This is a genomic window from Aquibacillus salsiterrae (genome assembly GCF_028416595.1).
In the GTDB taxonomy this organism is placed as follows: domain Bacteria; phylum Bacillota; class Bacilli; order Bacillales; family Amphibacillaceae; genus Aquibacillus_A; species Aquibacillus_A salsiterrae.
The window spans coordinates 22,434-34,768 of sequence record NZ_JAMQKC010000017.1 but is presented as its reverse complement, the minus strand read 5'-3'; the positions used below and the strand labels follow the sequence as shown (position 1 = coordinate 34,768).

General features: G+C 38.3%; 12 protein-coding genes, 1 tRNA gene and 1 pseudogene. 4 read left to right on the top strand and 10 right to left on the bottom strand.

All coding sequences use genetic code 11. The features are described from left to right. Window positions 1–36 precede the first annotated feature (36 nt). Window positions 37–546: pseudogene (locus tag NC799_RS13945) on the top strand (peptidoglycan recognition protein family protein); the annotation flags it as partial. 75 nt (window positions 547–621) lie between these two features. Then, on the top strand, window positions 622–1,080 hold the full coding sequence (locus NC799_RS13940) for a peptidoglycan-binding domain-containing protein (protein ID WP_272447075.1): 459 nt from the start codon (window positions 622–624) through the stop codon (window positions 1,078–1,080). 253 nt (window positions 1,081–1,333) lie between these two features. Here NC799_RS13940 and NC799_RS13935 read toward each other — a convergent pair whose 3' ends face one another. Then, window positions 1,334–3,556 carry an EAL domain-containing protein gene (locus NC799_RS13935; RefSeq protein ID WP_272447053.1) on the bottom strand — a complete coding sequence of 741 codons (2,223 nt, stop codon included), beginning with the start codon at window positions 3,554–3,556 and terminating at the stop codon, window positions 1,334–1,336. Window positions 3,557–3,856: 300 nt separating this feature from the next. Here NC799_RS13935 and NC799_RS13930 point away from each other — a divergent pair, with 300 nt between their 5' ends. Next, window positions 3,857–4,063, top strand: coding sequence for a thioredoxin family protein (locus NC799_RS13930; protein WP_272447052.1), 207 nt, complete (start codon window positions 3,857–3,859; stop codon window positions 4,061–4,063). 79 nt (window positions 4,064–4,142) lie between these two features. Here NC799_RS13930 and NC799_RS13925 read toward each other — a convergent pair whose 3' ends face one another. The 9 genes from NC799_RS13925 to NC799_RS13885 all read right to left on the bottom strand — a co-directional run bounded on the left by NC799_RS13925 (window position 4,143) and on the right by NC799_RS13885 (window position 11,444). Then, window positions 4,143–4,799, bottom strand: coding sequence for a haloacid dehalogenase type II (locus NC799_RS13925; protein WP_272447051.1), 657 nt, complete (start codon window positions 4,797–4,799; stop codon window positions 4,143–4,145). Window positions 4,800–4,959: 160 nt separating this feature from the next. After that, window positions 4,960–5,571: a polysaccharide deacetylase family protein gene (locus tag NC799_RS13920; RefSeq protein ID WP_272447050.1), complete on the bottom strand. Its 612-nt coding sequence runs from the start codon at window positions 5,569–5,571 to the stop codon at window positions 4,960–4,962. 43 nt (window positions 5,572–5,614) lie between these two features. Then, the gene (gene phnC / locus NC799_RS13915) at window positions 5,615–6,388 is read right to left on the bottom strand and encodes a phosphonate ABC transporter ATP-binding protein (protein ID WP_272447049.1); all 774 of its coding nucleotides are present in this window, start codon (window positions 6,386–6,388) and stop codon (window positions 5,615–5,617) included. A gap of 10 nt (window positions 6,389–6,398) precedes the next feature. Then, window positions 6,399–7,154, bottom strand: a complete 756-nt coding sequence (phnE, locus tag NC799_RS13910; protein ID WP_272447048.1) for a phosphonate ABC transporter, permease protein PhnE — start codon at window positions 7,152–7,154, stop codon at window positions 6,399–6,401. Between the two features lie 11 nt (window positions 7,155–7,165). Continuing rightward, window positions 7,166–8,068 (bottom strand): phosphate/phosphite/phosphonate ABC transporter substrate-binding protein, encoded by a 903-nt coding sequence (gene phnD / locus NC799_RS13905; RefSeq protein WP_465248825.1) that lies wholly within the window; start codon window positions 8,066–8,068, stop codon window positions 7,166–7,168. 7 nt (window positions 8,069–8,075) lie between these two features. Next, a complete protein-coding gene (locus NC799_RS13900) occupies window positions 8,076–8,984 on the bottom strand; it encodes an NAD-dependent epimerase/dehydratase family protein (protein WP_272447046.1) in 909 nt (302 codons plus the stop codon). Between the two features lie 165 nt (window positions 8,985–9,149). Next, complete coding sequence (selD, locus tag NC799_RS13895) at window positions 9,150–10,184, bottom strand: selenide, water dikinase SelD (protein WP_417006690.1); 1,035 nt, start codon at window positions 10,182–10,184, stop codon at window positions 9,150–9,152. A gap of 47 nt (window positions 10,185–10,231) precedes the next feature. Beyond that, a complete protein-coding gene (locus NC799_RS13890; protein ID WP_272447044.1) occupies window positions 10,232–11,227 on the bottom strand; it encodes a glycosyltransferase family 4 protein in 996 nt (331 codons plus the stop codon). A 120-nt stretch (window positions 11,228–11,347) separates the two neighbouring features. After that, a tRNA-Sec gene (locus NC799_RS13885) sits at window positions 11,348–11,444 on the bottom strand. Window positions 11,445–11,658: 214 nt separating this feature from the next. Here NC799_RS13885 and NC799_RS13880 point away from each other — a divergent pair. Then, a complete protein-coding gene (locus NC799_RS13880) occupies window positions 11,659–11,805 on the top strand; it encodes a YfhD family protein (RefSeq protein WP_272447043.1) in 147 nt (48 codons plus the stop codon). Window positions 11,806–12,335: the final 530 nt, after the last annotated feature.

Below are 12,335 nucleotides of genomic sequence, written 5' to 3'. Positions count from 1 at the left end.
TGTAGTTGAGCAATTGTTTATGAGGAGGTTTTAAAAATGCCATACGAGATCATTAGAGACTATATCGGTGTAGGTAACGCCAGACCAGGTGATCCTATCGAAGATGTAGAGTTCATTGTTAGTCACGATACAGGTAATCCAGGCTCAACCGCATATCAAAATAGAAGTTATTTTCAAAACATCCAACCGTTTGCATCCGCACATACATTTATCGATGACGAGATCATATTAGAAATTATTCCTTTAAACGAAAAAGCATACCATGTTCGTCAAGAAGTAACTGGTGATAACCAGAGATTTGGGGCTAATGCGAATGATGCAGCAATTGGTGTTGAACTAGCATATGGTGGAGGGATTGATTTTACAGAGGCTTATCGCCGTTATGTTTGGTATCATGCCTATTTAGTTGACCGTTATAATTTAGACCCCGAAACAGATATTATTGCCCATAGCACACTTGACCCAGCCCGAAGAACTGATCCATTAAATGCATTTCACCAAAATGGAATCTCATGGAATGAGTTTATTGAAGATGTTAAGCGCGTTTTACGAACAGAGTTTCAAGGTGATTCAACTGATCAACCACAAGTATTAGGAGCATCGCTTGATTTGCCAATCGGTATGGGGGATGAAGGCACATTTGTTAAAGAAATTCAACAAGATTTGATTCGTGCAGGATTCGCGTTGCCGATATATGGTGCAGATGGAGTGTTTGGCCCCGAAACAGAACGGGCGGTCATGAGGTTCCAACGTCAGTATGGTCTAGAAGTTGATGGCTTAGTTGGTCCACTGACACTAAGCAAACTTAATGAGGTGTTGGATGATGGTGGACAATTAGAAACATTTCCGCTTCCAACAGGAGTTTATCGCCAAGGAGACGAGGGTGAAGCTGTAAAACAAATTCAGCGAGCACTGAAGCAGGTAGGATTTGATCCACAAGGTATTGATGGGATCTACGGTCCGAATACAGAAGCAGCAGTTAGACAATTTCAGCAACAATTTCCGGCTTTAGTAAACGACGGAATTTATGGACCTAATACAAGAAGGTATTTACAAATGGCTATTGATGATCGAAACTAATGATTGAAAAATTTTGATCGCCTACCATAAAAACGAGGTGCTGTTGATAGCACCTCGTTTTGTCATGTCTTATGCCTGTCGGTTCTGACCAAGGCGCCCCGCGCTTTTCTTATAAGGTAAGAAAGGATAAAAAAATCCAAACGTGGATAACATCCAGCAACAGCCACGTCCAGCTTCAGCGCTTACCCCTTCGATTCGTAAGTCAATCCTCTACATGGCACAGACCGCCATTACGAGTCTTGTTTTACGCTTGTCAGGGGTGGGCAAGGCGCTTGCGCTTTTGTTCTTCATTTGACACTTGTTTTTTTAGATTTTGGATGTAGACAGGAACTTGGTCTGGTAGCAGTGCTTTACTAAATAAGTAACCCTGTACTTCGTGACAATAATTGTTTTGCAGAACCGCTAACTGATCTTTTGTTTCGACCCCTTCGGCAATAACAAATAACCCAAGGTGTTTAGCCATGACAAGTATTGTTGTTGCAATGCTTTCATCATCTATGCTTGTTGTCATATCTAGGATGAAAGAGCGGTCAATTTTTAAGTAATCAATCGGAAGTGACTTTAAATAACTAAGAGAACTATATCCTGTGCCAAAATCATCAATTGCAATTGTTATGCCAAGCTCTTTTAATCCATTTAAAATAACTGTAGCAGCTTCTACTTCCATCGTCATGCTCTCCGTTATTTCAAGCGTTAATCTACTCGGGTTGACTCCAGTTCTTGTTAAAATATTTTCAATCATCGATAACAAATTTGGTTGATAAAACTGTCGGATTGACAAGTTAACAGAAACATTTGTTTTAATTCCTTGTTTAGTTTCCCACAACACAAGCTGGGTGCAGGCTGTCTTTAGCACCCATTCACCAATGGCATTAATTAAACCTGTTTCCTCTGCGATAGGAATAAATTCGTGTGGAGGTACATTACCAAGTATTTTGCTGTTCCATCGCACAAGGGCTTCCACTCCGGCCATCTGGTCTGTCTTTACGTTAATAATGGGTTGATATTCCAAGGAAAGTTCTTGATTTTCGATTGCTTTTCTTAGTTCATTTTCCATTTCCAATCGCTTCATCGTTTTTTGGTCAAGTGTTAAATCGTAGAATCGGAAATTGTTTTTTCCTTCTTTTTTAGCCTGATACATCGATACATCTGCTTTACGAATTAACTCATTAACATCAATACCATCCAGTGGATAAAAGCTTATTCCAATACAAGGTGTCACAAAAACTTCATGCCCGTCAATCAAAAATGGTTCTTTTAGCTGAATAATAATACGGTGTGCGACTATACTTGCTTCTTCATTCGATACATTTTCAAGCAGTATCATAAATTCATCTGCGCTATGTCTTGAAACTATATCAGCAGACCTTATACAGCCATTTATCCGTTTTGTTACTTCCAATAAAAGTGTATCTCCAACATGATGACCTAATGAATCATTTATAAGCTTAAAACGGTCTAAATCTAAATACATAATCGCAAAAGAGGAATCAATCTCACACCGATGGATTGCTTTATCAACTTGTTCTTTGAATAAATTACGATTCGGCAGTCCTGTAAGTGGATCATGTGAAACTAAATAATTAAGTTTGTCCTCGACACTAAAATGTTGGATTGCAATCCTGATTAAATAGGTAGCCTTTTCAATGACTTGTATATCCCATTCCGTTGGTAAATTTGGTTCGCCTTGATATAAAGAAAAGACTCCTAAAACTTCCTTGTTTGTATCTAAAACCGGAAAAGACCAACATGCCTTTAATCCAATTTTAAATAAATGGTCATTTAGTTCGTTAGCCAAAGCGTCTAGTTCCAAGTCATCGACAACTACTGGCTGTTTTAGAAAGGCAGCTTTTCCAATTGCCATATGTTGTGAATTAACAGGAATTCTCCTCATTAATGGTTTGATTTCATCAGGTATAGCACTAGACGGGTGAAGATATACATGATTATTGCTGTTTTTTACTAAATGGATGGAACTGTTGCAGCCACTTGTTAATTGCTCAACAAGAGCACTTATCGAATCTAGCACTTCAGAATAATTTTTCCCAGAGGCTATCATTTCTAGTATTTGATTTTGTCCTGTTAGAAGTGCTTCAAGGCCATTTTTCTCTGTTACATCTTTAACCATTCCAACAGCACCGTAGATTTGCCCGTTTTTGATAATAGGGACCGATGTAATCGAGACATCAACTCTTTTCCCACGTTTATGTTTTAGTGAAACGTTAAGCTCTTCCCGACTTCCACTTATTACGCGTTCAAAGCATGTTAGTACTGTACTTAAATGTACTCTATGAAAAATAGTAAGAAAGGAATGATGAAGTAGCTCGTCCTTGGAATATCCTGTCATCGTTTCAGCAACTTTATTGACCATAATAAAGTTTCCCTCTAAGTCTAACGCATAACAGCCGTCCTGATTGTTATCAAACAGTGAACGGTAGATCTCTGATATAGAGTCCGTGTCGAGAATAGTTTCCATTTATACCAATCCTTGTCTTTTTCGACTTTTATATCTATATTACTACATGATGCGCTAACAAGACTACAATTTGCATGGAAAAAGTTCGAAAATGTCATTTTTTGAAACCAGATCGAAATAGAAACGTTGTAAGGTTAGGTAATATTAAACGAAACAAAGGGGAAAATAGGAACGTATTAAAGATTAAGGAGGGATATGATGGTAAAAACAATAACATCAGCTGATTTTGAAGCACTTGTCAAAAATGCTACCAAACCTGTTATACTTGAATTTGGGGCAGATTGGTGACCCGGTTGTCGGATGTTGAGGCCGGTGGTCTCAAGTGTAAGTGAACAATTGGATACAGTTGAGTTCTACTACGTTGACGTTGATGAAACTAGTGATTTAGCTCAACAGTTCGGTGTCCAGAGCATTCCAACAATGGTGTTGGTGAAAAACGGTGAAGAAGTGAACCGTTCAGTTGGGTTCGTTCCTGAAGAGAAAGTAAAGGAATTTGCACAATCGTAAGAATTATACTATTGAAAAAACTGCACCCCAATTGGAGGTGCAGTTTTTTCAATTGGGGGTAACAATCTATATTAAAATGTTAGGACCACTCTAGAATTCCATTTAAGTCTTGATAAACAGCAGTAGGTAAGCTATCAAGCCTATCTAATGGATTTTTATCACGGTTTATCCAAGCCGTGTAAAAGCCGTAACTATTAGCTCCAGCAATTCCAAATTCATTGGCAGAAACATATAACGTTTCCGTTTTAGGACTAGCTAAAGCAAGAGAGGCATAGTGATAACACAGTGGATTAGGTTTATAGTGTCTGATCTCATCTGTACTTATAATTCTAGTAAAGAAAGGGTATAGCCCAGTATTAATTATAAGAGGGTCAAGCATATCGTGGGACCCATTAGACAGAATTGCACAACTTTTTTGGTTTAATTGGGTTAGGACTGACTTGACTTCAGGATATACCGGTAAAGTCAAATAGGCTTGGAGTAATTCAATTTCTTGGTACGGCTGAAGTTCGTATCCATGTTTGTTAACCGCGTAATGTAACGAATCACGTACGACCTTGGAAAATGGGCAATATGTCCCAGTTATTTCTCTAATGAAAGCATAATCTAATTGCTTATCTCGCCATGTCTTATTTATTGCTTCGCCGTCTCCTGGAAAGTAATTATTTAACTTATTAGATAACACATTGACATCAAACAACGTCCCATATGAATCAAAAATAATCGTCTGAATCACCTGTTTTCACTCCCATCTCTTACAGGATAAGAAATGGCAGCTTGTTATGTTCCAATTTTTTCACCTTTTTTAAAAAGGTAAGACAGCAAGCTAAATTTAAAGCACAGACATCAAAGTCTGTGCTTTAAAAGCTCCCCTTAGAAGATTTTGGCCAGGTTTCTTACAAAGTAGTAAAGGAATATCCTTTGCTTTTTATAGACTGGATGATGGTTGGGAGAACCTCAATAGTTTGTGCTAGTTCATGGAGTAAAATGATCGCTCCATCTTCTAAATGATCTATTACATTGGTAATGATTTGCTCAGGGTCGCATTTAAGTTCCCAGTCAATTGCAGCAATTCGCCACATAACAGTCGTTAAACCGAGTGCTTTTGCGGCTTTGATTGTGTCATCATTATATTGGCCAAAAGGGGGACGGAAAAAGTTTACCTTTTGGCCAGTAATGGTTTCTATTTCAGATACACTCACTTTTAATTGTTTAAGCTGTTCTTGATAGGAAAGCCTTGTCAAATCAGGGTGATTGATCGTATGCGAGCCAATATGATGCCCTTCCTCTAACAATCGCTGCCATGGCCGTTTCGGATATAGTAATCGAGACTGCCAAAAAAAGACAGCGGGAACCTGTTCTTCCTTTAGGATATTCAATAGGTTTGGAAGCAGTTTACTTGGCCCGTCGTCAAAAGTTAATACAACTGTTTTATCTCTAGTTCCTTTTATTTTTGTTAGGACATTTTCGTCTTTTGAGTCGTACACGACCCGTGATTGGTCAACCACTCAAGGACTTTTAATTATCATAGTACATTTACCCTCTTTTCGTTTAATTTCGGATTGGGAGTTCCTCCAACTTATTAGAGAAAGCATGGTACGTTAAATGAAACTGATCACGGTCGAACGATTCTGGAGTATCATCGAAAATCACTTGACCATTTTTTAGTGCGATTATTCTAGTAGCATAACGCTTTGCGATGTCAACATCATGCACATTTATTATCGTTAAAAGCTGGTGCTTACTATGCATCTCTTGGATTAGGTTAAAGATATGGTTTGCTGTTCCCGGATCAAGACTTGAAACAGGTTCATCTCCAAGAAATATTCTAGGCTGTTGTAAAAGTGCGCGTGCTATTCCAACTCTCTGTTTTTGACCACCACTTAATTTTTCAACTTTACGATGGGTCTGTTCCTTTAAGCCAACGTCTTTAATAACCTGCATAGCTTGTGATACTTCTTCATCATGAAACAAACCTAACAGGCTTTTAAACGTGGAGCGATTTCCAAATGAACCTGTCAAAACATTTTGTAATACAGTTAGTCTTGGAACTAGATTAAAATGTTGGAAAATCATACCCATTTCACGTCTTACCTTACGTAATTGTTCTTCGGATAACTTGGTAATAGACTGCTTGTTCCAGAAAACGTCCCCACGGGTTGGTTTTTGTAATCCATTGATACACCTTATTAGTGTTGATTTCCCTGCACCACTTTTTCCTAAAATGCAGACAAACTCACCGGGTTTAAAAGTCAAGTTTATATCAGATAGAGCAGCGTCTTCATATTTCGTATATTGGACGGATAAATTTTTTAATTCTAACATTTCCGCCTCCTTATATAACTTTATTTCTCACATAACTACCTAGCAAATCAACACAGATAACGATTACCATGATAATAAAGACGTCCATCGATACCGAAGAGTACTGAAAGGTTTTAAAATCAATAAATAGTCGTTGACCTATGCCACCGCCCCCGATAAACCCTAAGATAAGTGAGGTTCTAATAGCCACTTCTAACCGGTAAAAATAATGTGAAAGAACATTCGGCCAAATTTGTGGTAGAATGCTAAACAAATATGCAAACCACCGTTTTGCTCCAACTGCTTCCAAGGCCTCTTTCGGCCCTGGGTCAGAGGATTCAATTAGTTCAGAAATTAATTTACCCAATACACCGATATTGTGGAATAGGATAGCTAAAACAGCAGGAAAAGGTCCTAAACCTAATACTGTTAGTAAGATTAATCCGAACACGATTTCTGGAATGGATCGCATAAAACTTAGGATTATCCTAGTAAATTGATACAAAAAGCTTGACGACGCGGTGTTCTTCGCTGCTGCAAAGCTAATCGGAAGAGCTATCAAAAGTCCTAAGAAGCTTCCTAAAAAAGCCATAGCAATCGTTTCTAAGCTATCTGATATCATCCCATCCAATTTAGATGTTTCCATTGGAAACCATTCGTGTAAAAAATCAATCATGTTGCGAAAGTCACGAAATTTTGCTAAATCAAATTCAGTCATCCTCATACTAATATAAAGAATAACGACAAGGAGGGCGACAGTAAAAAAATGACGTCGTTTAAACCACACGAAAATCAGCTCTATTCTTCAATAATTCCTTGTTTCACTGCTGCTTGACGAATACTTTCATAATCCTCGTTGCTCGCTTCAGTAAATCCGGTAGCACCAAAAGCATCTAAAATTACTTCACTATCAATCGATAAGAAGGCTTCCTTTAGTGCTCCAATTGTTTCTTCGTCAGTTCCTTTACGGACGGCCCAAGGGTATTGGAATAACTTTTCAGATTCCCAAATGGTTTTGATTTGTTTTCCGTCGACTTTACCTGATTCAACTAACTGATTATAAATAGCACTATCAATCGCACCAGCATCAACTTGGTTGTTCTGAACAGCTAAAGCTGTTGCATCATGTGAACCGGTAAATCGAACAGAATTAAAGGAATGCTCATCTTCTGATTGGTAGACACCTCGGTCTTGTAATTCGATACTAGGTATTAATGAGCCTGAAGTAGAATTTGGATCACCAAATGCAAAGTCTATTTCACTCGGATCAGATAGGAGCTCATCTAATGTATTCCATTCATTTTCTTTATTTGTGATAATATACGAACGGTAAAACGGTTCCCCATCAATTAATTGAGTAATTATTGCCTTTGCACCACTTTTGGCGTTTGCTATGACGTAGGTTAATGGTCCAAAATAGGCCATATCAATTTTGTCAAAATTCATCGCTTCTACGACACCATTATAATCTGGGTATACTTCAACTAATACTTCACGATCTAATTTATCTGTCAAAGTAGCTTGAAGTTCATCCATTGCTTCTTGCATCGATCCTTCCGTTTGTGCCGGAATAACCCCAATTGTAAAGGCTTCATCACTTCCACTTTCCTTACTTTGTTCACTTTCTTCGGTTTCATCTCCACATGCTACTAGTAAAAAAAATAGACTAGTAAGGATAAGAAGTAATAGTTTTTTCATCATTTACACCTCAATATAGTTGGTTTGACTTATGTCTTAATATTTCTTTAATACCTTTTTCTAACGAAAACATCGGCTTCCAATTTAAGTGATGGATTGCCTGTTGGTTCGTTAAGTAACTGTTCGTAATATCCCCACTACGGCTTGCTTGATAAATGGGTTTTAGGTTTTGGTTTGTCAATTCATTGATTAGTGATACTAACTCATTTAAATTAGTTGGTTGATTTGTTCCAATATTAACAGTCTGATTATCTCCATATTCCAAAGACTGAATCATTGCCATAGCTATGTCTTCTACATAGATAAAGTCCCTTGTTTGCTTTCCATTACCAAAAATGGTGGGGCGAATATGTGAGACCATTTGTTCCACAAACTTGGTTATCACATCATTTTTAGCGTTAGATGAAGGGCCAAAAGCATTGGCAAATCGCAGTATTGTGTAAGTTAGGCCATGAAGTTGATGAAATAACCGAATATAGTGTTCTCCAGTAAGTTTAGATAGTCCGTAATAAGAAATAGGCGTAAGTGGATGATTTTCGTCTATTCCAAGGTATTGTGGCTCACCGTATACAGCAGCAGAGGAAGCATAAATTATTTTTTTAACGTTAAATTGTTTACAAGCCTCTAGGATTGTAGTAGTTCCAATAATATTAACGGACGCATCTTTAGATGGTTCTTTCATTGATTGCTCAACATTTACTTGCGCAGCTAAATGAATAACAACGTCTGGTAGTTCTGCGGCAAAAACGTCATTAACTTTATCCTTATTATTAATTGAAATAGAATAGTAAGTGAATGATTGATCTGGTTGGTAACTAGAGGTTAGATCAATGACACTGACCGTATGTTGTCTGCTTAATAATGATTGGACGACGAAGTTACCAATAAACCCCAATCCACCTGTCACAAGAACTTTCATAACGTACCCTTCTTTCTTTATTCTATATCATCAGAACAAAAGCGAGTGGCACCAAAGCTTGCCGCAGATGACTTTTTATATTATCAAACATCGAGCAAGTTTTATAACTTCCTAGACAAGTCCAAACAGGGCTTAGGAAAAGTCCTGTTTGGCTTGCCCACTCAGTTATCTTACTTTGATTTGCCCGGGGCTTTCACTTGTCACTTCTCCAATAATTGCTGCTGCAACATTTCTCGCTTTTAAGTCTTCAAGAAGAGAGTCTGCCTCGAGTTCTGGAACTGAAATAAGTAGTCCTCCTGACGTGACAGCATCACACAAAATTAATTGCGTTAGTTCGTCGATGTCAGAACTATAATCAATCGAAGAAGCTAACCATTTATGGTTTTTCCGTGTTCCACCTGGAATGACATTTTGTTCTGCGAGTTCTCTTGTTTTTGATAAAACTGGCACATCCTGATGGTTGATTGTTATCCCGACATTGCTTCCTTCAGCGACTTCCCGTGTATGACCTAATAGTCCAAATCCTGTGATGTCTGTACAAGCGTTAACCGTATAGTTTTCCATCGCTTCGGCTGCGTCTTTATTAAGTGTTGCCATCACGTCCATGACTTGAGTTAAACTGTCGTCATCAAGAAGGTCCCTTTTAATTGCTGTTGTTAAAATCCCAATACCAATTGGTTTTGTCAGAATTAATTTATCACCTGGTTTTGCACCAACATTTGCGCGGATTTTATCAGGATGCACGGTTCCAGTTACCGATAAACCAAATTTAGGCTCCTGATCATCGATAGAATGCCCACCAACAAGGGTAGCTCCTGATTCCTTCACTTTATCGGAAGCACCGACTAAAATGTCAGCCAAAATACTTTTATCTAGTGAATTAATGGGGAAGCCAACAATGTTCATGACAGTTATCGGTTTTCCACCCATAGCATACACATCACTAAGAGAGTTTGCTGCTGCAATCTGACCGAACATGTAAGGATCATCTACAATTGGTGTGAAAAAATCTAATGTTTGAACTAAGGCAATATCCTCAGTAATTTTATAGACACCAGCATCATCTGAGGTGTCTAACCCGACTAACAAATTCGGGTCGGGTACATTTTTGGGTAAATGACGCAACACTTGCGCCAGGTCTTCTGGACCAATTTTACATCCTCAGCCACCTTTTGTGGATAAAGACGTTAGTTTTATGATTTCATCTTTTGACACAACAAATCACTCCTTTAAAATATGTGAGAAACCTACGTTAAAATTTGTTTGTATATTGTTAACAGGACGTGTGCCTCATCCACATCTAAATGTTGTTTGGTAATGTAATTTTTTGCATTGGCACAAATAACCTGTCTTAATCTGATATTATTCATGATTTGATTAGCATAATCAAGAAATTGGTCTTCTGAGTGGTAGATAAAGCCTGTTTCCAAATTCTTGACAATATCTTTATTCCCTTCATTATCAGATACTAAAACCGGCAAGCCGTACTGCATAGCTTCTAAAATCGCCGAAGATTGACCTTCAGAGATGGATGTATTCAATATACAATCGGCTAGACTATACAGCGCGCCCATTTGTTCATGGGGCACTTGTCCCAAATAGGTGACCCAGTCGCTATTTGCATCGACAAGGTGTTGAACTTTTGTTCCTTCGTCTTCTTCTAAAATGGGCCCAACTAGCCATAAACGTATACGCGGATTTTCTTTATGTAACTTAGCTAAGGATGAGATAGCAAAAGGTACGTTTTTAATTTTACGTATGCCTGCTGGCAGGATAAAAAGAAACGTATCCACTTCTTTTTTAAACAAAGTATCAACAGGTTTAAAGGTACTTAACCCTTGTGGTAACATAAATAATTTATCCGCTACCTCCGGAATTTCTTTTAGTACAATCTGTTTTGCCTCGTTGTTAAACACATGAACGGCATCAGCGTCTTTTAAACATTGCAAAACATCTTCTCGTGTTCGTTCGTTAAACAGAAAATGATTGAGATCAGTTCCTGTCATCGTAATCACGTAAGATTTAGGTTTTTCGTCAAGTTGTTGTAAAAATTGATAAAAGGTATAGGCGTGAAATCCGTGGACAATGTCTGCATCTGGTATCGATGTGTACTCGGTTTCCTCGGTCATCGAAATAATCTCTGTATGTATACCAAGGTTGTTTAAACCATCGGAGATACGTTTTACAGTTATGGTGTTGCCACGTGCTTGATGGAAATTGGGTGTAACTAATAAAACATTCATGAATAGCCTCCTATCTACCTAAGTATCCCATAAACATGATCATATAACCAACAAAAAACGCCAACGAGTTTCCATTGGCGTAAGCAAGTATTTACTGGTTTTAGATAATACGGTTATATTTGGCGGGACTGTGTGGGAATCGAACCCACCGGAGACGGCACGCGCCTCCCTCAGGGTTTTGAAGACCCAGGGGGACACCAGTCACCCATCCAACCCCATTGTTATCATGACCAAGCATTTATTAGTTTATAACGAAATAGGATACATTCGCAAGATTTTTGTTTTAGCTAGATGTGAGTGTTAACTGTTGCTTGTAGTTATGCTCCGTGTAGGCCAGCGATAGTTTTATAAAAAAATAAATGAAATTGCTTATGATTACGAACCTTTCCTTACATACTATGGTTGAAGAGAATAGGAAAAGAGGTGGAAGCATGGGAAGAGATGAACATCGTCAAAGAAAGAATAACAAAGCAAAGTTACCGCAAACACCAAAGAACCAAAAGAATGCAACAGGTGTTGACATTGATATGTCCAATAACCCTCGTGTCCAATTCGGGGTAAATGAAGAAGAGAAATAAACAAGAAGCATTAAGAGCGGCAATTAGTCGCTCTTTTTTTGTAAACCAAGGCACTTACGCTTTTCTTGTCTAGCTTCAGTGCCTAGCCCCTCGGGTCTGACCAAGGCACTTACGCTTTTCTTGTCTAGCTTCAGTGCCTAGCCCCTCGGGTCTGACCAAGGCACTTACGCTTTTCTTAAAAAAGCGCTGTTTTCGTATCGTTTGTTACTTTTTATTTCATAATAGATGGATACTGTGCAACAACCTTTGACATAAGATCCAGTGTTAATCAACCGCTCCGGAAATACACTTGCTTTCCATGGGTGGCTGATGAGCCTCATCGAGCTAAAGGGTGCCACTATCGACACTTTTGAGTTCGGATTAATAACATGTGTCGATGGTGGACCTGGTTATCGACACATTTGAATTCGGATTAATAAAATGTGTCGATGATGGACCTGGTTATCGACACATTTGAGTTCGGATTAATAAAATGTGTCGATAGTGACCCTAATTATCGACACATTTGAGGTCAAATTAACAAAATGTGT